This is a genomic window from Streptomyces sp. NPDC001920 (assembly GCF_053594495.1).
In genome coordinates this window covers 146312-171475 of the sequence record NZ_JBSFEP010000016.1, presented here as the reverse complement: position 1 = coordinate 171475, position 25164 = coordinate 146312, and the positions used below count along the sequence as shown (strand labels likewise).

Here is a 25164-nt window from a genome sequence, read left to right as displayed (position 1 = left end):
AGTGAAATTACAAGTGTGCTGCTCCGGGCGAGTCAAGCCGAGATCTGCTATTGAGCCCCTTATTCACTCTGCGGAACCAAGGCCTAGCGGAAAGTGTTCAAATCGTCCTAAACCTTGACAAGCAGACAGGGCCCGCACGGGTGTCCTCCTCCTCCGCAGAGCCTGTACGGAAAAGGACGCCCAGAAGTTCGGTCTCGTTGCACACGCGCACAGAAGCGAACCGGATCACAGTCGGATCACAGGATCGCAACGACGCCCATGCGCTCCCGGTTGTGCGCCATGTGTCCCGACAACCCCGTGCACAAACCTTTCACCACTCAGATGAACCGGATGAGGTGAAACATGTCCCACATCACCGGGCGTCGAGTTGACACCGAAGGCATGAACCGATGTCCTTATGGGCATGCTCGCGTACTCGGCACTCACCTCGACCCGCACCGCCGGGTCCCACGGTGCTGCCCGCGCTCGCTGTAGCTGTTGCTGTCCCAGCTGTTGAGCCACACCTGCTCCAGCTGTAGGCCGAGCCACCCTTCCCTCGGCTCTCGTTCCCTCTGACCTTTCTCACTGAGGAACCACCCACCCCATGAACAGCGACAGCGACCTTCAGATCGCCGGCGACATCCTCGAAGTCCCCCACCTCCTCCAGGCACCGCGCGAGCACCCGGCCACCGTCGCCGAGTTCGTCGGCCTGGCCCGCTCCATCGCGGCCGACCGCTCCCAGTGGGAGCACCTCGTCCGGTACGACGCCACCACGCGCTGGTACCACCGGCTGCGCACCGGCCCCGGCTACGAGGTGTGGCTGCTGTCCTGGGTCCCCGGACAGGGCAGCGGACTGCACGACCACGGCCGGTCCTCCGGCGTCCTCACCGTCCTGGACGGGACGCTGACCGAGCGCACCGAGCGGGGCACGCGCGTGCTGGAGGCAGGCGCCCAGCAGGTCTTCGCGCCGGGTCACCTGCACGAGGTGGCGAACGACGCCCTGGAACCGGCGGTGAGCCTGCACGTGTACTACCCGGGCCTGACCGAGATGCCGATGCACACCACCCGGGCGTGCGAGGCCCGAGTGGAGCCGCGCGCGGTGACTGCCTGACGCGTTGTCGTACCCGCCTGCAAGACTGCTTCCATGCGCATTGTGGTTCTGGCAGGCGGCATCGGTGGTGCCCGGTTCCTGCGTGGTCTGAAGCGGGCCGTTCCGGACGCGGACATCACCGTCATCGGCAACACCGGCGACGACATCCACCTCTTCGGCCTGAAGGTCTGCCCGGACCTCGACACGGTGATGTACACGCTGGGCGGCGGCATCAACGAGGAACAGGGCTGGGGCCGGGCCGAGGAGACCTTCCATCTCAAGGAGGAGCTCGCGGCGTACGGGGTCGGGCCGGAGTGGTTCGGGCTGGGCGACCGGGACTTCGCCACACACATCGTGCGGACGCAGATGATCGGCGCCGGATATCCGCTGAGCGCGGTGACGGAGGCGCTGTGCGACCGGTGGAAGCCCGGCGTCCGTCTCATCCCGATGACCGACGACCGCGTGGAGACGCATGTCGCCGTCGAGGTGGACGGCGAACGCAAGGCCGTGCACTTCCAGGAGTACTGGGTGCGGCTGCGCGCCGCCGTGCCGGCGGAGGCGATCGTGCCGGTGGGCGCGGACCAGGCGAAGCCGGCGCCGGGCGTCCTCGAGGCCGTCGCCGAGGCCGACGTCATCCTCTTCCCGCCGTCGAACCCGGTCGTCTCGGTCGGCACGATCCTCGCCGTGCCCGGCATCCGGGAGGCGATCGCCGACGCCGGGGTGCCCGTGGTGGGCCTGTCCCCCATCGTCGGGGACGCCCCCGTGCGCGGGATGGCCGACAAGGTGCTCGCGGCGGTCGGCGTGGAGTCGACGGCGGCGGCGGTCGCCGAGCACTACGGCTCGGGGCTCCTCGACGGCTGGCTCGTCGACACCGTGGACGCCGGGACCGTCGAGCGGGTCGAGGCGGCCGGTATCCGTTGCCGGGCCGTGCCGCTGATGATGACCGACGTCGACGCGGCCGCGCAGATGGCCCGCGAGGCGCTGGCACTGGCGGAGGAGGTGCGAAGCGCTTGAGCGGTGTGTCGAGCGACGGACCCGGTGACATGTCGGCGAAGGGGTACCGGGTCTGGCCCGTCCCCGGGATTCCCGAGATCCAGCCGGGCGACGACCTCGCGAAGCTGATCGCCGCAGCCGAGCCCGGCCTCGCCGACGGGGACGTGCTCCTGGTCACCTCGAAGATCGTCTCCAAGGCGGAGGGGCGCATCGTCGAGGCGGCCGACCGGGAGGCGGCGATCGACGCGGAGACCGTCCGGGTCGTGGCGCGGCGCGGCGCCCTCCGTATCGTCGAGAACCGGCAGGGGCTCGTGATGGCAGCCGCCGGGGTCGACGCCTCCAACACCCCCGCAGGGACGGTGTTGTTGCTGCCCGAGGACCCCGACGCGTCCGCACGGGCGATCCGCGACGGCCTGCGCGACGCCCTCGGCGTCACCGTCGGCGTCGTCGTCACCGACACCTTCGGGCGACCCTGGCGCGCGGGGCTCACGGACGTGGCGATCGGCGCCGCCGGGGTGCGTGTGCTCGACGATCTGCGCGGCGGCACGGACGCGCACGGCAATCCGCTCAGCGCGACCGTCGTGGCGACGGCGGACGAACTCGCCGCCGCCGGTGACCTGGTGAAGGGGAAGGCCGCCGGCCTGCCCGTCGCCGTGGTGCGCGGGCTGGCGCACACCGTGGCCGAGGAGCACGGGGAGGGCGCGCGGGCGCTGGTGCGCGGCGCGCGCGACGACATGTTCCGGCTGGGGACGTCGGAGGCGGTACGCGAGGCGGTCACCCAGCGGCGGACCGTACGGGCCTTCACCGACGAGCCCGTCGACCCCGGCGCCGTACGAAGAGCGGTCGCGGCGGCCGTGACGGCGCCGGCGCCGCATCACACGACACCGTGGCGGTTCGTGCTGCTGGAGTCGGAGGAGTCGCGTGTGCGGCTGCTCGACGCGATGCGGGAAGCGTGGATCGCCGATCTGCGACGGGACGGCAAGAGCGAGGAGTCCGTCGCCAAGCGGGTGCGCCGCGGGGACGTGCTGCGCAACGCGCCGTACCTGGTGGTGCCCTGCCTGGTCATGGACGGCTCGCACACCTACGGCGACCCTCGGCGGGACGGGGCCGAGCGGGAGATGTTCGTCGTCGCCACCGGCGCCGGGGTGCAGAACTTCCTGGTCGCGCTGGCCGGGGAGCGGCTGGGCTCGGCCTGGGTGTCGTCGACGATGTTCTGCCGGGACGTGGTGCGCCAGGTGCTCGGGCTGCCACCGGACTGGGACCCGATGGGAGCGGTGGCGGTCGGTCATCCGGCCGAGGAGCCCCGGCCGCGTCCGGACCGGGACGCGGGGGCGTTCATCGAGGTGCGGTGACAGCGCACCGGCGGCGCGGCGGACGACCGCGGTCGCGGTTCGTCGGGCGGGCCGTCCCCCGCCTCACGCTCGTCCGCACACACCGCGGGGCGCCGCGGAACCGCATAGGCTCGTAACTCTCATCGGTATCTGGTCGCATCCCGGGGTTTGTCGTGGCAGGACGTTTCGCTCCTCGGCCCACGCGTACGACTGTGCGCGGTGGCCATGTCGCCGTGCCCCCGGGGATACCGCGGCAGGCTCATGCGCCCGCCCGTGAGCGGACCTGGGTGCCGGACGAGCCGGTCGATCTCGGGCTCGTGCTCGGGCCGCTGCGGCGAGGGCCGGGGGATCCCACGTTCCGGGCGACGCCGGACGGGTCCGTGTGGCGGGCCACCCGTACGCCCGTCGGGCCCGGGACGCTGCGGGTCACCGCGCGAGGGGCCGGCGTACGGGGTGAGGCGTGGGGCCCGGGGGCCGAGTGGCTGCTGGAGCAGTTGCCGGAGCTGCTCGGGGCCGCCGACGACCCGTCCGTCTTCGTGCCGCGGCATCGGCTGGTGGCGTTGACCCGGCACCGGCGACCGGGGCTGCGGCTGACGCGGACCGGGCTGGTGCTGGAGTCGTTGATCCCGTCGATTCTGGAGCAGAAGGTCACGGCGGACGAGGCGTACCGGGCGTGGCGGTTGCTGGTGCGGAAGTACGGGGAGCCGGCGCCGGGCCCGGCGCCCGCGCGGATGTGTGTGATGCCGGATGCGCACACCTGGCGGATGATCCCGTCCTGGGAGTGGCATCGGGCGGGGGTCGACAACAAGCGGGCGTCCACGATCCTGCGGGCCGTACGGGTCGCCGCGCGGCTTGAGGAGGCGGTGCGGATGCCTCCGGCGCAGGCGCAGGCCCGGTTGGAGGTCGTACCGGGGATCGGGCCGTGGACATCGGCGGAGGTCGTGCAGCGCAGCCATGGGGCGCCGGACGCGGTGACCGTGGGGGATCTGCATCTACCGGGGATCGTGGGGTGGGCGCTCGCCGGGGACCGGGACGCGGACGACTCCGTGATGCTGGAGCTGCTGGAGCCGTACGCGGGGCAGCGGCATCGGGCGGCTCGGCTGATCCTGCTGAGCGGGCGGGTGCCGGAGCGACGTGCACCGCGGATGTACCGGGCGGACATCGGGCGGTTGTGACGGGGCGCGCGCCGCGGTTGCCGTGGTGTGCGCCGCCCCCGCCTCCCAGGCTCCTGCGGCCGGTGTCCGCGGGCCGAGCCACCTCGACCGGCGGAATCGCGCGCCCCGCGGCCCCGGCATGATCCGAACGACAGGCCCTAAAGATCCGGCGAGAACCGCACCGCGCCCGCCGGGATCCGCGCGTCGCACCACACCCGCGCGCCCTCGGCCAGCTCGTTGTCGGCGCCGATCACCGCACCGTCGCCGATGACCGTGCCGGTGAGGACGGAGCGTTCGCCGACCCGGGCGCGAGTGCCGATGAGGGAATCGGTGATGACCGCGCCGGGTTCGATGACGGCACCCGGCAGGATCGTGCTGCCGAAGACGCGCGCGCCCTCGGCCACGAAGGCGCCCTCGCCCACCACCGTGCCGCCGGTCAGCTTGGCGTCGGGGGCCACCGTGGCCGTGGGGAGGATCAGGCGGTCGCCGCAGCGGCCGGGGACCGCGGGGGAAGGAGCCCGGCCCAGCACGAGGTCGGCCGAGCCGCGGACGAAGGCGGCGGGGGTGCCCAGGTCGAGCCAGTAGGTCGAGTCGACCATGCCCTGGAGGTGGGCACCGGCCGCGAGGAGGTCCGGGAAGGTCTCGCGTTCCACCGAGACCGGGCGGCCCGCCGGGATCGTGTCGATGAGCGAGCGGCGAAAGACGTACGCCCCCGCGTTGATCTGGTCGGTGACGATCTCCTCCGGCGTCTGGGGCTTCTCCAGGAAGGCGGTGACCCGGCCCGTGCCGTCGGTGGGGACCAGGCCGTACGCCCTCGGGTCCGTCACCTTGGTGAGGTGGAGTGAGACGTCCGCGCCCGTCGTCTCGTGGGTGCGGACCAGGGCCCTGATGTCGAGGCCCGTCAGGATGTCGCCGTTGAAGATCAGGACCGGGTCGTCGGGCCCGGAGTGGAGACGCGAGGCCACGTTGCGGATGGCGCCGCCCGTGCCGAGGGGCTCCTCCTCCGTCACGTACTCCAGGTGGAGTCCGAGCGCCGAGCCGTCGCCGAAGTAGGGCTCGAAGACCTCGGCCAGGTACGACGTCGCGAGGACGATGTGCTCGACGCCCGCCGCTCTCGCTCTCGCCAACTGGTGCGTGAGGAACGGGACTCCGGCCGCCGGAACCATGGGCTTCGGCGTGTGCACGGTGAGCGGGCGCAACCGAGTGCCCTTGCCGCCGACCAGGAGGATCGCTTCTGTCACCTGTCGTCTCTGCTTCCTGCCGGGACCGGCCGAACTGTCTTTCGGCCGGCCAGTGTATGCAGACCGTTGTGCGGCGCCTTCGACGGCAGTGCGGCAGTGCTCCCGCTCTTCGTCCCCCGACGGCGGTGAATACGTCCTCGCGCTCACCGCTTCTCCCACCCTCCCCGGGGTGGACCGGCCCGCCTCAGCGTCCCTGGTAGCGGGCCGCCGCGGCACGGGCCGTGCCGAGCTTGCGGTAGAGCTGCCATCCCGGGCACTCCGTGGAGTATCCGTCCCGATGGCCGGAGATCGTATTCAGTCGTACGTTCTTTCCCTTTCGGTAGAGATTGCCACCACCGGACTTCAGGTATGTCTTTCCACGGGGATTGACGCCGAAGAGCCCCAACTTCCATGCGGTGAGCCGGGCGATGGCCTTCACCGAGGCGCTGGACGGCTTGGTGGTGCCGTAGCTACCGAGGACGGCGATGCCCATGCTGTTGGAGTTGAAACCGAGGGTGTGGGCACCCAGGACGGGCTTCGCCACTCCCCCGGCCCGCCCCTCGTAGATGTTTCCGCACTTGTCGACGAGGAAGTTGTAGCCGATGTCGCGCCAGCCCATGCTCTTGACGTGGTAGCGGTAGATACCGCGAATGAGCGAGCCGACCTGTGAGCACCGGTATCCGCCGCCGGTCGCCGTGTGGTGCACGAAGGCCGCCTTCACCTTCTTCGTGTAGGCGAACTGCCGTTCCCGCCAGCTCTCGTTCGCGCCCCAGCCTCGCCGTGTGACGACACGGGGTCGCGGGCCGATGTAGGGCTTCGCCCGCTGTTCCTGCGTCAGTTCGTCACCACGCAGGGCGAGCAGTTCCCGTTCGGTCTCGGCCTGGCCGAGCGCGGGGATCTCGGCGGCGCCCAGGGGCGCGAGTTCCAGGTTGGCGGTGGAGGCGGCCGTGTCGGCCGCGGAGGACCCGGCGAGGGTCTCGGTGGTCTCGCCGGTCAGGGATCCGGGGCGGGGGGCGCCGGCGGGGTCGTCCGGCGCAGGGGCGGGGTCGCCGGGATCGACGAGTTCGAGGCGCAGTCCCGCGGGCAGCGGGGAGGCGACGTCGACGCCGGTCCCGGTGGAAGCCGGGTCCGGAGTCGGGTCACCGCCACCCCGTACGGACTCCTCACCCCGGACCGGGACCGCTTCCGCGGTGACCCGCACCTCCACGCCGTCCGACCGCCCCACCCACAACGGCGCCGTGGAGCCGCGCACTCGGCCGGAGGCGCGCTCGGCGGTGCCCGGGTCGGCCGCGTGGTCCGCGTTGTGCGTCTCGACGTCCTGCCAGCCGGACCAGGCACCGGTGCCGACCGCGCGGGTGCGGACCTGGACGCGGCCGTGCAGCTCGACGTCCGGGTCGTCCCAGATGACGCCGACGAGGGAGAACTGCGGTACGTCCCGGCGGGTCAGGCCCTGTTCCACGGGCCTGCCGGCGACGCGGTCGCGGCTGCGGGGGGCGAGGGGCAGCGACTGGGTGCTGCCGGGCACGTAGGGCTCGGCGGCACGGCGCTCCGAACCCACCGCGGCCACTGGCGCGCGTGGGCCCACTTCCACGCCAGGCGCCGGTCTCGCGGTCGCGGCGAGGGCGGGCGGGGTGAGCGGGAGGGCGAGAGCGACCGCGCACGTGACACCGATCGAGGAAGCAAGGAATCCACGCATGTTTCTGATATTGGGCAAATTCATACAAACTTGTCCATCGGCGAACTGACGGGCCGTCGACGCACCCTTCCCCCGAACCGGTGGCGCGAGGGCGCCCCAACGGCGGGTGCGCACCGGCGCGTCGGCGTACTCTTGCCCGAGTGAACGCCACCGATCGCACCCCTGCCGACCTGCTGCGTTCCGCGCTCGCCGCGGATCCCGGACGCCCCCTGGTGACCTTCTACGACGACGCCACCGGGGAACGCGTCGAATTGTCCGTGGCCACCTTCGCCAATTGGGTGGCCAAGACCGCGAATCTTCTCCAGGGTGATCTGGGGGCCGGCCCCGGGGACCGGGTCGCGCTGCTGCTGCCCGCGCACTGGCAGACGGCGGTGTGGCTGCTGGCGTGTTCGTCGGTGGGCACGATCGCGGACGTGGGCGGGGACCCCGCCGCGGCCGACGTGGTCGTGAGCGGTCCGGAGAGCCTGGAGGCCGCGCGGGCGTGCCGAGGCGAACGCGTCGCGTTGGCTCTACGACCCCTGGGAGGCCGCTTCCCACAACCCCCCGCCGGTTTCGCCGACTACGCCGTGGAGGTGCCGAGCCAGGGAGACCGTTTCGCCCCCTTCGCTCCGGTCGACCCGGAGGATCCCGCGCTGATCGTGGCCGGCCGGGAGTTCAGCGGCGCCGAAGTGGTCGAACGGGCCCGCGCGGAGGCGACAGGCCTGGGCCTCACGGGCCCGGGCTCACGCATCCTCTCGACCCTGCCGTACGACACCTGGGAGGGCCTCAACGCCGGCCTGTACGCGGCGCTGGCGACCGACGGCTCGGTGGTGCTGTGCCGGCACATCGAGTCCCTGGACGAGGAGACGCTGGCCAAGCGAATCGACAGCGAACGCGTGACGACGACAGCGAGGTAGACCCCCAGCGCCGCCACGACGCGTACCCCCACCGCCCCGCGGCCGCCGACGGCGGGAAGGGGCCGTGCCGGGGGGGTGCCCGCCCGCAGTGGCCGGCGTCAAGAAACAGCACTTCTTGGCCCTCACGGGCCGCCGGTCCGAGGACGGACACCCCCCGGCACGGCCCCGCTCCACCCACCCCCCGCAGGCGCGACGCGCACCCCCACCGAACCCGCACAGGCGCCGCAGGCATCAACACCCCCCCCACCACCACCCGCAGGCATCAACACCCACCCCCACCACCCCGTCACCCGTTCAGCCCACCACCACCCACCCCCACCCCCCGATCCGAGCCATCGTCGTAAGAGCAGCCCACACCACAGCTGAGGAGTGGAGCCCGACGTGACCGGCACCGCACGACCACGCCCCGCAGGTTCCGGTGTTGTCGGGCGCGTCTCGTCGAGACGTCGGTGGCGGTGGGCGCGGCGGGGCGCCCTGGGGATGGGACTGCTGGTCGTGGCCGCCGGCGGGGCCGGGTGGGCCGTCTACGCCAAGCTCGACTCCAACATCACCCCCGACGAGGCCGCCGCGGCCGAACTCGCCCGGTACGAGAAGGAACGCCCCACCTCACTCGTGCGCGGCGCCCAGAACATCCTGCTCATCGGGTCGGACTCCAGGGCCGGAAGCGGAAACCGCCGCTACGGCCGTGACTCCGGCACCGCGCGCTCCGACACCACCATCCTGCTGCACCTCTCCGCGGAACGCCGCAGCGCCACCGCCGTGTCGATACCCCGCGACCTGATGGTCGACGTCCCCGGCTGCCGCCGCCGGGACGGCACCCGCAGCGCCCCCATGTTCGCGATGTTCAACTACGCCTTCCAGGTGGGCGGCTCGGCCTGCACCATCCGCACCGTGGAACGGCTCACCGACATCCGCATGGACCACCACGTGGTCGTCGACTTCCAGGGCTTCAAGAAGATGGTCGACGCACTCGACGGCGTCGAGATATGCCTCGCGAAACCCATCGACGACAAGGCCGCCAAGCTCAGGCTCCCCGCCGGCAAGGTGACCCTCGACGGCGAGCAGGCCCTCGGCTACGTCCGCGCCCGCAAGTCCCTCGGCAACGGCAGCGACACCGACCGCATGGAGCGCCAGCAGCGCTTCCTCGCCGCCCTGGTGCACAAGGCGCAGAGCAACGACGTCCTGCTGAACCCGGTCCGGCTCTACCCCGTGCTCGACGCCGCCACGTCCTCCCTCACCACCGACCCGGACCTGGCCAGTTTGCGCGGTTTGTACGAACTCGTGCGCGGAGTGCGCGACATCCCCACCGAACGCGTGCAATTCCTCACCGTTCCTCGTGAGGCCTACGCGCACAACGCCAATCGCGACCAGCTCGTGGAGCCCGAGGCCGAGCGCCTCTTCGAGCGGCTGCGCACCGACACGCCGGTGAAAGTAGTGGATTCGCCCGGTATGCACGGGCCGCATGACGCCTCGGATCCCCCTCCCCCGCCACCCACCTTCCGCGGCAACACCGCCGCCGAGAACCCCTGCGGGTAAAGCGCTCACCAAGCCGGCGAAGCACAATTCAAAGAAATGGGGCGGATTGCCCAGTTGTAGGGACGTGGAATTTGTCACCGTCGTGGCTCGACGCTGAACTGGGCGGATAGTGTGAGCGGTCCGGTGCACCCGGCCGTAGTTAGGCTTGCGCACTGTTTGACCGAGACCCGAGCGCCTTGGAGGGGGAAGGCGCCGCGTGGCCCCGACGGAGGATTCAGACAACCGTGGACGCGCAAGGCCGTGGGCGGGCGGACGACATCGATCCCGCAGACCAGTGGGTGCTCAATCCGAACACCGGCGAATACGAACTGCGACTGACTCCTTCCGCACCGCAGTCATCGGTCCCCGGACCCCGTAGATCCGCGTCCCGCGCAGGCGCCGCCTCACGCGCCGCCGGGGCCGCGAGCGCCAAGGGCTCGGCCGGTGCGCCGGGCCCCGCGCGCAGCAGGACCGCGGCGCCGGGGCCGGGACGCGAGACGAGACCGGCGCCCGGACGTGAGGTCCCCTCGCAGCGCAGGCGTCGCGGTGCGCCCGAGGAGCCGCCGGGGCGGCGTGGCCGACGGCCGGTGAAGCAGAAGAGCAAGGCGAAGAAGGCTCTCCTGTGGACCGGTGGCGTGATGGCGTTCGTGGTGGTCGCCGCCGCGGCCGGCGCCTACCTCTACATCGAGCACCTCAACGGCAACATCCAGTCCATCTCCGACGACGGCGCGAGCACCGGTGGCTTCCAGAAGGACAAGGCCATCAACATCCTGCTCATCGGCACGGACAAGCGCACGGGCGCGGGCAACGGCAGCTACGGCGACAAGGGCAGCGAGGGACACGCCGACACCACGATCCTGCTCCACGTCTCCAAGGACCGCTCGAACGCGACCGCGCTCAGCATCCCGCGCGACTTGATCGTCGACATCCCGGACTGCCCGACGGAGCAGGAGGACGGCTCCCAGAAGGTCATCTCGGGTCAGACCGGCGTCCGCTTCAACACCAGCCTCGGCCAGGAGGGCCGTACGCCCAGCTGCACCGCGCGCACGGTCACCGAGCTCACCGGAATCAAGCCGGACAACTTCATGGTGGCCGACTTCAACGCGGTGAAGACGCTCACCTCGGCCGTCGGCGGCGTCGAGGTGTGTCTGGCCAAGGACATCAAGGACCCCGACTCGCACCTCGATCTCCCCAAGGGCAACCACGTCATCGCGGGCGAGCAGGCGCTGGCGTTCGTCCGCACCCGGCATGCCGTCGGGACCGGCGGCGACCTGAGCCGGATCGGGCTGCAGCAGCAGTTCCTCAGCGCGCTGATGCGCAAGCTGAAGTCGAACGACACCCTCACCAGCCCCACGAAGATGATCAAGCTGGCGGAGGCGGGCACCAAGGCCCTGACCGTCGACTCCCAGCTCGACAGCATCGACAAGCTGAAGGACCTGGGTCTGGAGCTGGGCAAGCTCAACACCAAGAACCTGACGTTCACGACGGTCCCGGTGATCGACAACCCGGCGGAGAAGGTCAGGGCGACGGTCGTCCCCAACCCGACCACGGCCCCCGAGGTCTTCCGGGCGATCCAGAACGACGTCTCCTTCACCGCGGTCAAGCAGCAGAAGAAGAAGGAGGCCGCCGCCGTGGCCGCCCGACTCGAGGGCACCAAGGCCGACCCCTCCGAGGTGCGGGTGCAGGTCTTCAACGGCGGGGCGCCCGCGGGCAGCGCCCAGGAGACCCTCACCTGGCTGCAGACCGAGGAGGGCGTGACCAAGTCCGAGAACGCGGGCAACGCCCCGGCGACGCTCGCGAAGACGACGCTCGAGTACGGCCCCGACCAGGCCGACCAGGCCCGTCGGCTCGCCGCCATCCTGGGGCTCTCCGGCTCCGCGATGAAGCCCGGCGAGAGCGTGACCAACTCCCAGGGCCTGCCCACGATGACGCTCACACTGGGCAAGGACTTCAAGGGGGCGGGCGTACCGCTCACGGCTCCGACGAAGGCGCCGGATGTGGAGAAGTCCACGGCCGACAAGGTCAAGTGCGCGTCGTAACGGTCCGACGCGCCCGCCCCGCGCGGCGACCGGGGTGAGCGCGGGCCCGTTTCGGTACGGAGCGTGCCCGTTTCGGAACGGATCCGTCCGCCGCGTGAAACCTGTGGCGCGAAATCTGCGGTGAAGAGGGCAACTGTGGCAGGCCCTCGTTGGTCTGACACAGGACATAGGTGTGTCAGGTGGTTTCGGCCGGACGCATCACAGGCCGTACCAAGGCTGGATTTTGCCGACACGTGGCCAACCCGACCCGGACGCATACGGGTCTGACAGGTTGTGAACCGGTGTCGGACAGGCTGGCCTGACATGGTTCGCTCCGCATCGGTCAGGGAGGCCCGGCGCGGAGCGATGCCGTGCCGGGCAAAGGGTGGGGAAGGGCGGAGAGTTGGCGCAGAGCAGTGTGCGAGGGGAGGCCCCCGCGGTGGAGGACACCATGTCCCTCACCCCGCGGACCGACCAGGACACGCCGGCCGACCTGGACGGCCGGCACGGTGGCGGGGGACACACGGAAGACCGGAAGGCCGGCGGCAGGCCCCGCAGGCGGCGTGTGCTGCGCTGGTCGGCGACGGTTCTGGCAGTGGTGGTACTGGGCACCGCGGGTGCCGGATATCTCTACTACCAGCACCTCAACGGCAACCTGAAGAAGGACGACCTCAACATCGGCGACGCCAAGGACCGCGCCGCCAGGACCGAGGCGAACGCGTTCGGTCAGACGCCGCTGAACATCCTGCTGATCGGCTCGGACGCACGGGACAGCAAGGAGAACCAGAAGCTGGGCGGCGCCAAGGAGACCTTCGGCGGTACCCCGCTCGCCGACGTCCAGATGCTGCTGCACGTCTCCGCGGACCGCACCAACATGTCGGTCGTCAGCATGCCGCGCGACACTCTGGTGGACATACCCAAGTGCACGGACCCGGACAGCGGTGACGTGTACCCGGCCATCCGGCGCGCGATGACGAACCGCTCGCTCGGCCGCGGCGGCCCGGGATGCACGGTGGCGACGTGGGAGAAGCTGACCGACATCCACATCGACCACTTCATGATGATCGACTTCTCGGGCGTGGTGTCGATGGCGGACGCCATCGGCGGCGTCCCGGTCTGCGTGAACAAGAACATCCACTCCAAGGACCGCGAGGGCCACGGCTCCGGGCTGAAGCTGGAGAAGGGCACCACGTACATCAAGGGCGAGCAGGCCCTGCAGTGGCTGCGCACCCGGTACGGCTTCGAGGACGGCAGCGACCTGGCCCGCGCCAAGGCGCAGCACCAGTACATGAACTCGATGGTCCGCGAGCTGCGCAAGAACGCCAAGCTGAGCAGCCCGAACAAGCTGCGCAAGCTCGCCGAGGCGGCCACGAACGCGCTCACCGTCGACCCGGGCCTGGGCACGGTGGCGAAGCTGTACGACCTCGCGGGCGAGCTGAAGAAGGTGCCCACCTCGCGCATCACCATGACGACGATGCCGAACGCGTACGACACCATCCAGACCGGCCGGGTGGTGCCCACCGAGGACGCCTCCCAGCTGTTCCGGCTGGTGCGTGAGGACATCTCCCTCGACGGCAAGGACAAGAAGAAGACCCCCGAGGAGAAGACCTCCTCCGACCCGGCCGCGGCGGACGGCGAGATAGCCGTCCAGGTGCAGAACGGCACCCGCACCGACACTCTCGCCCCGGTCCGCGGTCGCGCGCACGCCGTCGCCGGAGCGCTGGCCGACGAGGGTTTCACCCGGGCCGTGGCGGACCAGTCGGCCGCGCCGATCGAGAAGACGACGGTCGTCCGCTACCCGAGCGCCGAACTGGAGGGCGACGCCCAGCGCGTCGCCAAGGCCCTCGGCATCCCCATGAGCGCGGTGGAGAAGTCCACGGACGTCTCCGGTGTCACCCTCGTCGTCGGCGCCGACTGGCGGGAGGGCACGGCGTACAAGGCCCCGAAGCAGAACGACAAGACGCCGGACACGGCCGAGGCACTCAACGCCTCGGACACCAAGGCGTGTATGAAGGTCGACCCGAACTTCACCTGGTGACGGGCTGACGGGCGCCCCGCCCGGCGGGCTCAGTCGACGCTGAGCACTGCCGGGCGGCGGGAGGCGATGACCTTCTTCGCCAGGGACCGCGGGCTGGTCAGGAAGCCGTAGCCCCAGGACATGTGCATGGTGGCGAGGGCGACCGGGATCTGCAGGCGGGCCTTCAGCGGGAGGCCCTTGCCGGCCGGGACGGAGCCCGCGGTGATGGCCGCGAGGTAGCCGCCGGGGATCACGAAGCCCCAGGGGGTCAGGGCGGCGCCGACCACGAGGCCCGCCGCGATCGCGCACACCGCGGTGGGCGGGGCGAGGTAGCGCAGGTTGATGGAGCCGGAGTGGTAGCGGGCGACGACGTGCCGCCAGCGGCCGTAGTCCTTGTACTGCTTGGCGAGGGCCTTCACCGAGGGCCGGGGGCGGTACGACACCTTCAGCTCGGGTGAGAACCAGATCAGCCCGCCCGCCTCACGGATCCGGAAGTTGAGCTCCCAGTCCTGGGCGCGGATGAACTCCTCGTTGTAGCCGCCCTGCTGCTCCAGCGCCTCGCGCCGGAAGACACCGAGGTAGACGGTCTCGGCCGGCTGTGCCTCGCCACCGGTGTGGAAGGCGGCGTTGCCGACCCCGATCTTCGAGGTCATCGCGGCCGCGACGGCGTGCTCCCAGTCGTTCTCGCCCTCGGCGTGCATGATGCCGCCGACGTTCTGCGCGCCGGTCTCCTCCAGGAGCCGCACGGCGGTGGCGATGTAGTTCGGCGAGAGCATGCCGTGGCCGTCGACGCGGACGACGATCGGGTGGCGGGACGCCTTGATCGCCGCGTTCAGGGCGGCGGGGGTGCGGCCGGTCGGGTTCGGGACGGTGTGCACGCGGGAGTCTTCGGCCACGAGCTCGGCGGCGATCTCGTCCGTGCGGTCCGTGGACGGACCGAGGGCGATCACGACCTCCATCTCGCCGGCGTACTCCTGCGCGAGGATCGCTTGGACGGCTCCGCGCAGATGCCGCTCCTCGTTGAGGACGGGCATGATGACGGACACGGCGGGGAGCTGCACGTCGGGCTTGGCGTTCATAGGGGGCTCACGTTACCGCGAACGGGGGACAGCGGTGCGCGCCGCCGGGGTCGCTGCACCGGTCAGCAGATCGTATGGGCCTACGGTGCTCACGGATCCACGTACGGCCCCCAGGGCAAGCGACAGTGGAGGTATCTCCCCCATGCCCACGCCGCCCCGCCAGTCTCCCCCTCCTGCGCAGCGCCGCACGCAGCCGTCCCGCCGCGGGGCGCGGCCGGTCGCGCCCGTGCGACGCAAGAGGCCGCGGTGGGCCATGCGGGCGGTGACCACGCTGTCCGTCGTGGTCCTCGCCTCCGCGGGGATCGGGCACGCGGTGGTCACCAGCCTGGACGCGAAGATCGCGCGCGTGGACCCCTTCAAGGACATGAAGAACCGGCCGCAGGCCGGGCACGGGATGAACGTCCTGCTCGTCGGCACCGACGGCCGCGACCGCATCAGCGAGGAGGAGCGGCGCAAGTACCGGCTGGGCGGCGCCCCCTGTCACTGCACCGACACGATGATGATCGTGCACATCTCGGAGGACCGGGAGCGGGCGAGCGTGGTCAGCCTGCCGCGCGACTCCTACGCCGAGGTGCCGGCCGGCGAGGGGCACAAGGCACACCCCATCAAGATCAACGCGGCGTACGCGGAGGGCGGGCCGAACCTCACCGTGCGCACGGTCGAGCACATGACCCATGTGAAGATCGACCACTATCTGGAGGTCGACTTCACCAGCTTCATGAAGACGGTGGACGTGCTCGGCGGGGTGCGGATCTGCACCGCCGCACCGCTGAAGGACTCCTACACCGGCCTCGACCTGCCGGCCGGCACGCACCGGCTGATGGGCGGCGAGGCACTGCAGTTCGTCCGGGCCCGGCACATCGACACCGACTCCGACCTGGGCCGGGTGCAGCGCCAGCAGCGTTTCATGGCGGCACTGATCGAGCGGGCGACGTCGTCCGGGATCCTGCTGAACCCGATGCGGTTCCGGGACGTGACGCGGGCGGTGCTGGGCTCGGTACGCGCCGACAAGGGGTTCGGGACGGGTGAGCTGCTCGACCTGGGACGGGCGATGCGGAACTTCTCCCCGTCGTCGTCGGAGTTCACGACCGTGCCGATCAAGCAGATGGGATACACCGTGAAGGGCGTCGGTTCCACCGTGAAGTGGGACACCGTGAAGGCGGAGCGCCTCTTCAGGGCCCTGCGTGAGGACCGGCCGCTGGCCGCGTACCGGTCGAAGCGCAAGGCGGTCCGGGTGGAGGTCGCCCCGCGCGAGATCCACGTCCAGGTCGAGAACGGCACGCGGACGGAGGACCTCGGCAAACGCGTCGACGCCGCGCTGGCGGCAACCGGGTTCCGCACGACAGGGCGGCCGGCGTTCGCGGCGGACCGCGCGACGAAGCGGACGGTCGTCGCGCACGACCCGGGCTGGGACCGCTCGGCGAGGTCCCTGGCGGCCGCGCTGCCGGGGAGCGAGCTGCGACCGGTGAAGGGGCTGGGGCCGACCCTGAAGGTGATCGTCGGGGAGGACTTCAAGCAGGTCAGGAAGGTGCGGGCGGAGGGCCCGGAGGGTGAGGCCGTCGTGCTGCGGGGTGACGAGGCGGGGTGCTCGTAGGCGGGATGTCACTCGTGGTGGCCGGGTGGGCGCAGGCCGTCACTCCAATGGGCCCCCGGCGGATCGTCGGGCGCCCCGCGGGAGCGGCAATCGACGGAAATCGCCCCGTCCCCCCGATGGCGCAGCGCCCCGGGCGGGCGTAGGACGGAAGGGCACGGGGCCCGCCCCCGGGCTCCAGCACCCCGAGGAGGAGCCATGACCCAGCCCGGAACCATGAGCGCCATGAGCACGGAGATGCAGGCCTGCGTCGACGCGTGCATGTCCTGCCACGCCATCTGCGAGGAGACGATGAGCTCCTGCATGCAGATGGGCGGTCAGCCGCAGATGCAGATCATGCGGGCGCTCATGGACTGCGCCGAGACGACCCGTATGTGCGCGGACATGATGATGCGCCGCTCGCCCATGTCGGCCGAGATGTGCGCGATGTGCGCGAAGGCCTGTGAGATGTGCGCCGAGGCGTGTATGTCCATGCCGGACGATCCCCAGATGATGCGCTGCGCCGAGGCGTGTCGCCGCTGCGCCGAGAGCTGTCGCACGATGGCGGGCGCCACCATGTGACGCCGGACGCACGCGAGGGCACCCCCGGCGGGGGTGCCCTCGTCGTCTGCGGGGTGCGGCTCAGTTGCCCGAGACGGTCACCTTCTCGTCGTTCTTCAGCTGCTCCACCAGCTGCTTCACCTTGGCGGTGTCCCACTGCAGGTTGCCGTTCGCGGCGTTGCCCGAGATCGGCATGTTCATGGACTTGCCCTCGCCGCCGCTGACGCCCTTCATCGCCCAGAACATGGACGCCAGGTCGTACAGGCCCATGTCCTTGTCGACGATCAGGGAGTCCAGGCCGGCGCCCATCGTCGGGTACAGCTTGAAGGGGTTGAGGACCGTGCCCGGGGTCGCGACCTGGTTGGCCAGGGCGGACAGGAACTTCTGCTGGTTCTTCGTACGGTCCAGGTCGGAGCCGGCGAGCGCGTACCGGGTGCGGACGAAGGCGAGCGCCTCCTCGCCGTTCAGGGTCTGCTTGCCCTTCTTGAAGTCCGCGCCGGACTTGGAGTCCTTGATGTCCTGCGGGATGTCCATCTCGACGCCGCCGACCGCGTCCACGATGTTCGCGAAGCCCGCGAAGCCGATCTCGACGTAGTGGTCGATGTGCAGACCGGTGTTGGCCTCGACGGTGCGGACCAGGAGCTCGGGGCCGTCCTCCGCGTACGCCGCGTTCAGCTTCACCTGGCGGCCGGTGCCCTTGTAGAACTTGCCGGAGTCCGAGCCCTTGAAGGACGGGATCGTGACGTTCGAGTCACGCGGCAGGGAGATCAGCGTGTCGCCGTTGCCGCCGGTGTGCAGGATCATCATCGAGTCCGTGCGCTTGCCCTGGGCGGACCCGGTGTGCAGCTTCTTCTTCTCCTCGGCCGACATGCCCGCACGGCTGTCGGAGCCGACGATCAGGTAGTTCGTGCCCTCGCCCGCCTCCGGCCGTTCGATGACCTTGGACAGGTCGACCTCGCGGTTGAGCTTGGAGTCGGCCCAGAAGTAGGTGGCGACGGTCGTGACCAGCAGCACCGTCACGACGGTTATGGAGGTCACCTTGATGCGGCGCCGCCAGTTCGGCGCGGGGCGCGGCTCGCGCATCCCCGTACCGCCGGGGCCGCCCGCGCCGCCGTAGACCTGGCCCGTGTTGTAGCCGCTGTCGTACCCGTCGTCGTAGCCACCGTGGCCCCGGCCGTCGACGTACGACGGCTGCTGCGGCACGCCGCCGTATCCCTGGCCGGGCGGTGCCGCCTGGCCGCGGCGGACCTGCCGCATCACGCGCGCGCTCTCCGGCTGTGCGCTCGCGCTGCCGCGTCCGTAGCTGTTGCCGCGGTTGTCGTCGGACCATCCCTGGGGCCAGTCATTCATGCGCTTAGTGTGCAGGGCCCGGCCAGGTGACTTACAAGCTTCGGCGGAAAATAGGGGCACGGCTGTTGCGAACCCAACACAAAGTCCGCGAATGACGACGCGGCATAGGGTGGAGGTCATGACAGACCAGGTCACCGCCGCGGAGTCGGGCACTCCGGAGATCCCGGGCAAGCCGACAGCCGCATCCCGCACCACCCTGAGCCACATCATGACCCACAACGACACCAACCTTCTGGGGACGGTGCACGGCGGCGTGATCATGAAACTCGTCGACGACGCGGCGGGCGCCGTGGCCGGACGGCACAGCGGCGGCCCCGCCGTCACCGCCTCCATGGACGAGATGGCCTTCCTCGAGCCGGTGCGGGTGGGTGACCTCGTGCATGTGAAGGCGCAGGTCAACTGGACCGGCCGGACCTCGATGGAGGTCGGCGTACGCGTCCTGGCGGAGCGCTGGAACGAGTCGGCACCGCCCACCCAGGTCGGCTCGGCGTACCTGGTGTTCGCGGCGGTGGACGCGGACGGCAAGCCGCGCCAGGTGCCGCCGGTGATTCCGGAGACCGAGCGCGACAAGCGGCGCTACCAGGAGGCCCAGATCCGGCGGACACACCGGCTCGCCCGCCGTCGCGCGATCAAGGAACTGCGCGAGAAGCGGGCGGCGGAGGGGTTCGAGGACTGAGGGCCGGAACCTTCCGAAAAAAGTGAGGGGCGCCGGTACACGGCGCCCCTCAGTCATCGGCTCGGCAGCCGTTACGGCAGGTTGCGGGCCATCACGATCCGCTGGACCTGGTTCGTGCCCTCATAGATCTGCGTGATCTTGGCGTCCCGCATCATGCGCTCCACCGGGTAGTCACGGGTGTAGCCGTACCCGCCGAGGAGCTGGACGGCGTCCGTGGTGACCTCCATCGCCACGTCCGAGGCGAAGCACTTGGCGGCGGCGCCCAGGTAGGTGAGGTCGGCGTCGCCGCGCTCGGAGGCGGCGGCGGCCTGGTAGGTCAGGGCACGGGCGGCGGAGATCTTCATCGCCATGTCGGCGAGCATGAACTGGATGCCCTGGAAGTCGGCGATCGGCTTGCCGAACTGCTTGCGCTCCTGGACGTAGCCCTTGGCGTAGTCGAGGGCGCCCTGCGCGATGCCGAGGGCCTGCGCCGCGATGGTGATGCGGGTGTGGTCCAGGGTCTTCATCGCCGTGGCGAAGCCGGTGCCCTCCTCGCCTATCATGCGGTCCGCCGGGATGCGGACGTTGTCCAGGTAGACCTCGCGGGTCGGCGAGCCCTTGATGCCGAGCTTCTTCTCCGGAGCGCCGAAGGAGACGCCCTCGTCGGACTTCTCGACGACGAAGGCGCTGATGCCCTTGGAGCGCTTCGTCGGGTCCGTCACGGCCATCACCGTGTAGTACTCGGAGACGCCGGCGTTGGTGATCCAGCGCTTCACGCCGTTGAGGACCCAGTGGTCGCCGTCGCGGACGGCCTTGGTCTTCATGCCGGCCGCGTCCGAGCCGGCGTCGGGCTCGGACAGGCAGTACGAGAACATGCCCTCGCCCTTGGCGAGCGGCGTCATGTACCTCTTCTTCAGGTCCTCGGAGCCGGAGAGGATCACCGGGAGCGAGCCCAGCTTGTTCACGGCCGGGATGAGGGAGGAGCTCGCGCAGACGCGGGCCACCTCCTCGATCACGATCACCGTGGCGAGGGCGTCCGCGCCCGCGCCGCCGAACTCCTCGGGCACGTGCACCGCGTGCAGGTCATTGGCGACGAGGGCGTCCAGCGCCTCCTGCGGGAAGCGGGCCTCCTCGTCGACCGCGGCGGCGTACGGCGCGATCTTCGCCTCGGCCAGTGAGCGGATCGCGTCACGGAGCATGTCGTGCTCCTCGGACGGGCGGTACAAGTCGAAGTCAGCCGATCCGGCCAAGGTTTCTCACGCTCCAAGGACGCTGTGTGTCTGTGTGCGATGCGCGCTAACTACCGTTAAGTAACTCAAATTTTAAGGGTCGGCTCACGGGAGTGATACGTGAGCTTGGCGACAGCTGGAACGCTGCCCGTCAAGCCCTCCGACTATGCTCAAGCCCGCACTGCCTCCGTCCCTCTTGCTGGAGTCTCCATGGCCCTGAAGATCACCGTGATCGGTACCGGCTATCTCGGCGCCACCCACGCCGCGGCCATGGCCGAACTCGGTTTCGAGGTGCTGGGACTGGACGTGGTGCCCGAGAAGATCGAGATGCTCGGCCAGGGCCGGGTCCCGATGTTCGAACCGGGCCTGGAGGAGCTGCTGCGCAAGCACGTCGCCGGTATCGAGGGCTCCACCGGGCGGCTGCGCTTCACGATGGACTGGGCGGAGGTCGCCGAGTTCGGCGATGTGCACTTCGTGTGTGTGAACACTCCGCAGAAGCACGGCGAGTACGCGTGTGACATGAGCTATGTCGACACGGCCATGGAATCGCTCGCCAAGCATCTGCGCAAGCCCTGCCTGGTGGTGGGCAAGTCGACCGTGCCGGTGGGCAGCGCCGACCGGCTCGCCGCCCGCATCCTGGAGCTGGCTCCCGGCGGCGGCGAGGTGGAGCTGGCCTGGAACCCGGAGTTCCTGCGCGAGGGCTTCGCCGTCCAGGACACGCTGCACCCGGACCGGATCGTGGTCGGTGTGCGCAGCGAGCGGGCCGAGAAGCTGCTGCGCGAGGTGTACGCGACGCCGATCGCCGACGGCTCCCCCTTCGTCGTCACCGACTTCCCCACGTCCGAGCTGGTGAAGACCTCCGCCAACTCCTTCCTCGCCACCAAGATCTCCTTCATCAACGCGATGGCGGAGGTGTGCGAGGCCGCAGGCGGCGATGTCGCCAAGCTCGCGGAGGCCATCGGCTACGACGACCGGATCGGGAAGAAGTTCCTGCGGGCCGGGATCGGGTTCGGTGGTGGCTGCCTGCCCAAGGACATCCGTGCCTTCATGGCCCGCGCCGGTGAGCTGGGCGCCGACCAGGCGCTGACCTTCCTGCGCGAGATCGACTCGATCAACATGCGCCAGCGCGGTCAGATGGTGGAGCTCGCGCGGCAGGCGCTGGGCGGCGGGCCGTTCCTGGGCAAGCGGGTCGCCGTGCTCGGCGCCACCTTCAAGCCGGACTCGGACGACGTACGGGACTCGCCCGCGCTGAACGTCGCCGGGCAGATCCACCTGCAGGGCGGCCAGGTCACGGTGTACGACCCCAAGGGCATGGACAACGCCCGCCGCCTCTTCCCCACCCTCGGCTACGCCGACAGCGCGATCGAGGCGGTGCGGGGTGCCGATGTGGTCCTGCACCTGACGGAGTGGCGGGAGTTCCGCGAGCTGGACCCGGCGCAGCTGGGTGAGGTCGTGGCGGCCCGGGTCGTGCTGGACGGGCGCAACGCGCTCGATCCGGAGGTCTGGCGCAGTGCGGGCTGGACCTACCGGGCGATGGGCCGGCCGACGGCCTGACCCTCGGGACAGGGCCGGGTGGAGCCCCCCGGCGCGGACGGGTGACGCCGTTTCGGCCGAGGCTCAGTCGGCCGAAACGGCGTCTTGTGGCATTCTGCCCCACAACGGCCGCCCGGCGCCGAGTGAATCTTCAACAACCTTTCGAAAAGGCTCACTTGGCTCGGTAGCGCCGCATCTTCGCGCGCGCCCCGCACACCTGCATCGAGCACCAGCGGCCGCGGCCGGCAGGGCTGCGGTCGTAGTAGGCCCAGTGGCAGTCGGCCGCCTCGCACGCCTTCAGCCGTGACCAGGTGCCCTCGACGAGCGACCGGGCGACAGCGGCCGCGACCCGGGAGAGCAGCGGAGTGTCGTCCGCCGCGCAGAGCATGGCCGAGCCGTCCTCGGGGTCGACCCGGACGAGCAGCGGGGCCGCGGAGAGCAGCTCGCCGAGCGGCGTCACCTCACGGTGCGGCGGGTGGCCCGCGTGAGCGAGGAGCGCCACGCGCAGCGACTCCCGCAGTTCCCGCGCTCGCGGCAGCTCTTCCTGCGCCAGCCCGAAACGCGCCCGGCCCTCCGCCGTGTCCAGCGAGTCGGCGCCCGACTCCAGGTCCAGCGTGTTGACCAGGGACTGGACCAGCCCCAGCCCTCCGGGCGCGGGCGATCTCTCACTCATGGCTGCACGCTACCTCCCGCATTTCCCCTTGCGACGTTACCGCCAATGCGGGAGTATGCGGTAACGCAGTTACCTGTTGAGGCCGAATGCAGGTAACAGACGCTTCGAGGAGGAAGCCATGGCCATCGCCGCACTGGGCGCCGTCGTTCTGGACTGTCCCGACCCGCGCGCACTCGCCGACTTCTACGCCCGCGTCGTCGGCGGCAGCGTCGAGGACGAGGGGGACTGGGTGGACCTGAAACTGCCCGGCGGGCGGACGCTGGCGTTCCAGGCCGCACCCGGGTTCGTGCCGCCGAAGTGGCCGTCGCCCGAGCAGTCGCAGCAGTTCCACCTGGACCTGACCGTCGAGGACCTGGACACGGCCGAGAAGGAGGTCCTGGCCCTGGGCGCGAAGCCCCTCGACACCGAGGACCGCACGCGGACCTTCAGGGTTTACGCGGATCCTGCCGGGCACCCGTTCTGCCTGTGCGCCTGCTGATCGCGTCTGACCGCGCCTGATCCGCCGGGAGGAAGTCATGGCCCCAGTGGCCCCCCTGCGCTCCGTCGTCATCGACTGCCCCGACCCGAGCGCCCTGGCCCGCTTCTACGCCGGCATCGGCGGCGGTACACCGGAGGAGGAGGACCCGGACTGGGTCGTGCTCCGGCTGCCGGACGGGCCGCGCCTCGCCTTCCAGCCGGCGCCCGGGTACACCGCGCCGGAGTGGCCGCGGGCCGACCGCAACTCCCAGCAGTTCCACCTCGACTTCGACGCGGGGTCCACCTGGGAGGAGGTCGAGGCCGCCCAGGAGAAGGTGCTGGCGCTGGGCGCGCGGTTGCTGCACGCGGAGGACAAGGAGGATTTCCGGGTGTACGCCGATCCGGCGGGGCACCCGTTCTGCCTCTGCCGGATCGAGCACGGCTGATCCCCCTGCCGGATCGAGCACGGCTGATCCCTCTGCCGGGTCCGGGACCTGGTCAGCCGTCGAAATCCGCGATCTTCGCCGTCGACGGCTCCCGGCGCCGCTGTGCCTCCCGTGCCGTGAAGTCCGCCTCCCGCAGCACTCGCTGGACGTTGCCCCAGGTCAGCAGGGCGATATCGGCGTCGGGCCAGCCTCTGCGGAGCAGTTCGGCGACGAGGTGGGGGTAGCGGGAGGCGTCGGCGAGGTCCTGGGGATGGGCGGTGCCGGCGTCGTAGGTGCCGGAGAGGCCGACGCACTCCGGGCCCGCGACCTCGCGCACATGGTCGAGATGGTCGGCGACGTCCCGGACGGTCGGGCCGGCCTGCTCGGCGGTGAGCGGCACCATGCACAGGCCCTTGGCGGCGCCCAGCTCGCGGAGGAGTTCGTCGCTGAGGTTGGCCGGGTGAGGGCGCAGGGCGCGGGCGGCGGAGCGCGCGCACAGGACCGGAGCCTTGGACACGGCGCACGCCCGGCGCACGGTGTCCTCGGAGGCACCGGAGAGGTCGGCCAGCACCCCGAGGCGGTTCATCTCGCGCAGCACCTCCTCGCCGAACCGGGTCAGCCCCGCCTCGCTCGCCCAGGAGGTGCCGCACAGGGTCAGGGCGCGCAGGCCGAGGCCGTGCAGGGAACGCAGGATGCCGAGCGAGTCGCCGATGGCCGTGGCTCCTGCCGGGCCGGGCAGGACGGCGATCCGGCCGCGGTGCCGCACGTCGGTGACCGGGCCGGGGGCGTCGGCGAGGCGCAGCCCGTCGGGATGGGCTCGTACGACGGTCTTGACCAGGTCCAGCTGGTCCAGTGTGGCCGCGACGGCACGGTCCCCGCCGATCCCCTCGGGCAGGTGCAGCCCCCAGAACAGCGCGCCGACGTGGCCTTCGCGCATGCGGGGTATGTCCGTGTCGACCGCGCTCTCACCGAGCTCCAGGTCGAAGAAGGTCAGGTGGCGCAAGGCCCACGGCAGCCCGCTGTAGCCGTCGGCGACGGGGTGGGCGGCCAGGAGGGCGTGGGCGCGGTCGAGAAGGCCCGCGCCGGTGTCCTCGCCGGTTCGGGTGACGCTTGCGGACGGCTCGTCGGGGAGCCGGTCGGACCGGTCGGACAGGTCATCGAGTTCGCCGACCTCGCAGCTGGCGTCCAGTTCGTCCTTGAGGTCTGCCATGGCGGTCTCCGTACGTGCTCGGCGTCCTGATCAGCAGTACGGTTCACCGTCGCACGGACCCGGTGCGGCTTCCTGGTGGACGGGGCGTTCGGGGGTACGGCCCGGCGGTCAGCGCCGGCGCGCCGCCTCGATCACCTCGTCCAGGGTGTCCCGGGACCGGAGGAGGTCGGCGATCATGCCCTCGATGCGGTCGCGCTCGGCGGTGAGGTCCTCCACCAGCCGGGGCGTGGCGATCTCGGAGGGGCCGCCGTCGGCGTCCCGCATGCACGGCAGCAGCTGGGCGATCCTGCTGCTGTGCAGCCCGGCGGCGAACAGCTCCTGGATCCGGATGACCCGGTCGACGGCCGCCTCGGGGTAGTCGCGGTGCCCGCCGGGGGTGCGCTCGGCACGCAGCAGCCCCTGGGTCTCGTAGTAGCGCAGCGACCGCTCGCTCACGCCGGTGCGCCGGGCCAGTTCCCCGATACGCATGCCGCTGCCCCCTCGCTCCACGCTTGAATCTGACATTGATGTCAGG

22 protein-coding genes are annotated in these 25164 nt (G+C 70.8%); 14 read left to right on the top strand and 8 right to left on the bottom strand.

The window, feature by feature from the left end:
• The first annotated feature begins 583 nt into the window (after positions 1-583).
• From ACWCPI_RS27140 to ACWCPI_RS27125, 4 genes are all read left to right on the top strand, one after another.
• A complete protein-coding gene (locus ACWCPI_RS27140) occupies positions 584-1090 on the top strand; it encodes a cysteine dioxygenase (protein WP_451040588.1) in 507 nt (168 codons plus the stop codon).
• A gap of 33 nt (positions 1091-1123) precedes the next feature.
• Entirely contained in the window at positions 1124-2083 is a 960-nt protein-coding gene (gene cofD, locus ACWCPI_RS27135; protein ID WP_388813072.1) for a 2-phospho-L-lactate transferase, read from the top strand.
• A gap of 29 nt (positions 2084-2112) precedes the next feature.
• Positions 2113-3414 (top strand): coenzyme F420-0:L-glutamate ligase, encoded by a 1302-nt coding sequence (locus tag ACWCPI_RS27130; RefSeq protein WP_451040609.1) that lies wholly within the window; start codon positions 2113-2115, stop codon positions 3412-3414.
• A 152-nt stretch (positions 3415-3566) separates the two neighbouring features.
• The gene (locus tag ACWCPI_RS27125) at positions 3567-4568 is read left to right on the top strand and encodes a DNA-3-methyladenine glycosylase family protein (RefSeq protein WP_451040587.1); all 1002 of its coding nucleotides are present in this window, start codon (positions 3567-3569) and stop codon (positions 4566-4568) included.
• A 137-nt stretch (positions 4569-4705) separates the two neighbouring features.
• Here the strand turns inward: ACWCPI_RS27125 and ACWCPI_RS27120 are convergent, their stop codons facing one another.
• Together ACWCPI_RS27120 and ACWCPI_RS27115 are read right to left on the bottom strand one after the other, a co-directional pair.
• Positions 4706-5788 (bottom strand): sugar phosphate nucleotidyltransferase, encoded by a 1083-nt coding sequence (locus tag ACWCPI_RS27120; protein WP_451040586.1) that lies wholly within the window; start codon positions 5786-5788, stop codon positions 4706-4708.
• A 184-nt stretch (positions 5789-5972) separates the two neighbouring features.
• Positions 5973-7463, bottom strand: a complete 1491-nt coding sequence (locus ACWCPI_RS27115) for a peptidoglycan recognition protein family protein (protein WP_451040585.1) — start codon at positions 7461-7463, stop codon at positions 5973-5975.
• Positions 7464-7603: 140 nt separating this feature from the next.
• Here ACWCPI_RS27115 and ACWCPI_RS27110 point away from each other — a divergent pair, with 140 nt between their 5' ends.
• From ACWCPI_RS27110 to ACWCPI_RS27095, 4 genes are all read left to right on the top strand, one after another.
• Complete coding sequence (locus ACWCPI_RS27110; RefSeq protein WP_451040584.1) at positions 7604-8359, top strand: TIGR03089 family protein; 756 nt, start codon at positions 7604-7606, stop codon at positions 8357-8359.
• 381 nt (positions 8360-8740) lie between these two features.
• On the top strand, positions 8741-9895 hold the full coding sequence (locus ACWCPI_RS27105) for an LCP family protein (RefSeq protein WP_451040583.1): 1155 nt from the start codon (positions 8741-8743) through the stop codon (positions 9893-9895).
• A 224-nt stretch (positions 9896-10119) separates the two neighbouring features.
• Positions 10120-11913, top strand: coding sequence for an LCP family protein (locus tag ACWCPI_RS27100; RefSeq protein ID WP_451040582.1), 1794 nt, complete (start codon positions 10120-10122; stop codon positions 11911-11913).
• A 430-nt stretch (positions 11914-12343) separates the two neighbouring features.
• Complete coding sequence (locus tag ACWCPI_RS27095) at positions 12344-13930, top strand: LCP family protein (protein ID WP_451040581.1); 1587 nt, start codon at positions 12344-12346, stop codon at positions 13928-13930.
• A 29-nt stretch (positions 13931-13959) separates the two neighbouring features.
• Here ACWCPI_RS27095 and ACWCPI_RS27090 read toward each other — a convergent pair whose 3' ends face one another.
• On the bottom strand, positions 13960-14988 hold the full coding sequence (locus tag ACWCPI_RS27090; protein WP_451040580.1) for a glycosyltransferase family 2 protein: 1029 nt from the start codon (positions 14986-14988) through the stop codon (positions 13960-13962).
• 142 nt (positions 14989-15130) lie between these two features.
• Between ACWCPI_RS27090 and ACWCPI_RS27085 the strand changes: the two genes are divergently transcribed.
• Entirely contained in the window at positions 15131-16582 is a 1452-nt protein-coding gene (locus tag ACWCPI_RS27085; protein WP_451040579.1) for an LCP family protein, read from the top strand.
• Positions 16583-16777: 195 nt separating this feature from the next.
• Positions 16778-17140 carry a four-helix bundle copper-binding protein gene (locus tag ACWCPI_RS27080; protein WP_388807931.1) on the top strand — a complete coding sequence of 121 codons (363 nt, stop codon included), beginning with the start codon at positions 16778-16780 and terminating at the stop codon, positions 17138-17140.
• A 60-nt stretch (positions 17141-17200) separates the two neighbouring features.
• Here ACWCPI_RS27080 and ACWCPI_RS27075 read toward each other — a convergent pair whose 3' ends face one another.
• Entirely contained in the window at positions 17201-18469 is a 1269-nt protein-coding gene (locus ACWCPI_RS27075) for an LCP family protein (RefSeq protein ID WP_451040578.1), read from the bottom strand.
• Positions 18470-18587: 118 nt separating this feature from the next.
• On the opposite strand from ACWCPI_RS27075, the gene ACWCPI_RS27070 reads away from it, so the two are divergent.
• Entirely contained in the window at positions 18588-19145 is a 558-nt protein-coding gene (locus tag ACWCPI_RS27070) for an acyl-CoA thioesterase (protein ID WP_451040577.1), read from the top strand.
• Between the two features lie 71 nt (positions 19146-19216).
• On the opposite strand, the gene ACWCPI_RS27065 is transcribed toward ACWCPI_RS27070, so the two are convergent.
• Positions 19217-20374 carry an acyl-CoA dehydrogenase gene (locus ACWCPI_RS27065; RefSeq protein ID WP_451040576.1) on the bottom strand — a complete coding sequence of 386 codons (1158 nt, stop codon included), beginning with the start codon at positions 20372-20374 and terminating at the stop codon, positions 19217-19219.
• Between the two features lie 189 nt (positions 20375-20563).
• Between ACWCPI_RS27065 and ACWCPI_RS27060 the strand changes: the two genes are divergently transcribed.
• Complete coding sequence (locus ACWCPI_RS27060; protein ID WP_451040575.1) at positions 20564-21907, top strand: UDP-glucose dehydrogenase family protein; 1344 nt, start codon at positions 20564-20566, stop codon at positions 21905-21907.
• 151 nt (positions 21908-22058) lie between these two features.
• Here the strand turns inward: ACWCPI_RS27060 and ACWCPI_RS27055 are convergent, their stop codons facing one another.
• Positions 22059-22559 (bottom strand): CGNR zinc finger domain-containing protein, encoded by a 501-nt coding sequence (locus ACWCPI_RS27055; RefSeq protein WP_451040574.1) that lies wholly within the window; start codon positions 22557-22559, stop codon positions 22059-22061.
• A gap of 118 nt (positions 22560-22677) precedes the next feature.
• Between ACWCPI_RS27055 and ACWCPI_RS27050 the strand changes: the two genes are divergently transcribed.
• Together ACWCPI_RS27050 and ACWCPI_RS27045 are read left to right on the top strand one after the other, a co-directional pair.
• Positions 22678-23037, top strand: a complete 360-nt coding sequence (locus ACWCPI_RS27050) for a VOC family protein (protein WP_451040573.1) — start codon at positions 22678-22680, stop codon at positions 23035-23037.
• Positions 23038-23074: 37 nt separating this feature from the next.
• Positions 23075-23461 (top strand): VOC family protein, encoded by a 387-nt coding sequence (locus ACWCPI_RS27045; RefSeq protein WP_451040572.1) that lies wholly within the window; start codon positions 23075-23077, stop codon positions 23459-23461.
• Positions 23462-23513: 52 nt separating this feature from the next.
• On the opposite strand, the gene ACWCPI_RS27040 is transcribed toward ACWCPI_RS27045, so the two are convergent.
• Both ACWCPI_RS27040 and ACWCPI_RS27035 read right to left on the bottom strand, forming a co-directional pair.
• Positions 23514-24650 carry a dipeptidase gene (locus tag ACWCPI_RS27040; protein WP_451040571.1) on the bottom strand — a complete coding sequence of 379 codons (1137 nt, stop codon included), beginning with the start codon at positions 24648-24650 and terminating at the stop codon, positions 23514-23516.
• 108 nt (positions 24651-24758) lie between these two features.
• The gene (locus ACWCPI_RS27035) at positions 24759-25118 is read right to left on the bottom strand and encodes a MerR family transcriptional regulator (RefSeq protein WP_451040608.1); all 360 of its coding nucleotides are present in this window, start codon (positions 25116-25118) and stop codon (positions 24759-24761) included.
• Positions 25119-25164 lie beyond the last annotated feature (46 nt).

Excerpts from the sequence above, each read along its gene's own strand:
- ACWCPI_RS27090 (WP_451040580.1), bottom strand. The coding sequence starts at position 14,988 with ATGAACGCCAAGCCCGACGTGCAGCTCCCCGCCGTGTCCGTCATCATG.
- ACWCPI_RS27085 (WP_451040579.1), top strand. The coding sequence starts at position 15,131 with ATGCCCACGCCGCCCCGCCAGTCTCCCCCTCCTGCGCAGCGCCGCACG.
- cofD (WP_388813072.1), top strand. The coding sequence starts at position 1,124 with ATGCGCATTGTGGTTCTGGCAGGCGGCATCGGTGGTGCCCGGTTCCTG.
- ACWCPI_RS27045 (WP_451040572.1), top strand. The coding sequence starts at position 23,075 with ATGGCCCCAGTGGCCCCCCTGCGCTCCGTCGTCATCGACTGCCCCGAC.
- ACWCPI_RS27060 (WP_451040575.1), top strand. The coding sequence starts at position 20,564 with ATGGCCCTGAAGATCACCGTGATCGGTACCGGCTATCTCGGCGCCACC.
- ACWCPI_RS27130 (WP_451040609.1), top strand. The coding sequence starts at position 2,113 with ATGTCGGCGAAGGGGTACCGGGTCTGGCCCGTCCCCGGGATTCCCGAG.
- ACWCPI_RS27115 (WP_451040585.1), bottom strand. The coding sequence starts at position 7,463 with ATGCGTGGATTCCTTGCTTCCTCGATCGGTGTCACGTGCGCGGTCGCT.
- ACWCPI_RS27075 (WP_451040578.1), bottom strand. The coding sequence starts at position 18,469 with ATGAATGACTGGCCCCAGGGATGGTCCGACGACAACCGCGGCAACAGC.
- ACWCPI_RS27040 (WP_451040571.1), bottom strand. The coding sequence starts at position 24,650 with ATGGCAGACCTCAAGGACGAACTGGACGCCAGCTGCGAGGTCGGCGAA.
- ACWCPI_RS27070 (WP_451040577.1), top strand. The coding sequence starts at position 18,588 with ATGACAGACCAGGTCACCGCCGCGGAGTCGGGCACTCCGGAGATCCCG.
- ACWCPI_RS27140 (WP_451040588.1), top strand. The coding sequence starts at position 584 with ATGAACAGCGACAGCGACCTTCAGATCGCCGGCGACATCCTCGAAGTC.
- ACWCPI_RS27055 (WP_451040574.1), bottom strand. The coding sequence starts at position 22,559 with ATGAGTGAGAGATCGCCCGCGCCCGGAGGGCTGGGGCTGGTCCAGTCC.
- ACWCPI_RS27080 (WP_388807931.1), top strand. The coding sequence starts at position 16,778 with ATGACCCAGCCCGGAACCATGAGCGCCATGAGCACGGAGATGCAGGCC.
- ACWCPI_RS27035 (WP_451040608.1), bottom strand. The coding sequence starts at position 25,118 with ATGCGTATCGGGGAACTGGCCCGGCGCACCGGCGTGAGCGAGCGGTCG.
- ACWCPI_RS27095 (WP_451040581.1), top strand. The coding sequence starts at position 12,344 with ATGTCCCTCACCCCGCGGACCGACCAGGACACGCCGGCCGACCTGGAC.
- ACWCPI_RS27050 (WP_451040573.1), top strand. The coding sequence starts at position 22,678 with ATGGCCATCGCCGCACTGGGCGCCGTCGTTCTGGACTGTCCCGACCCG.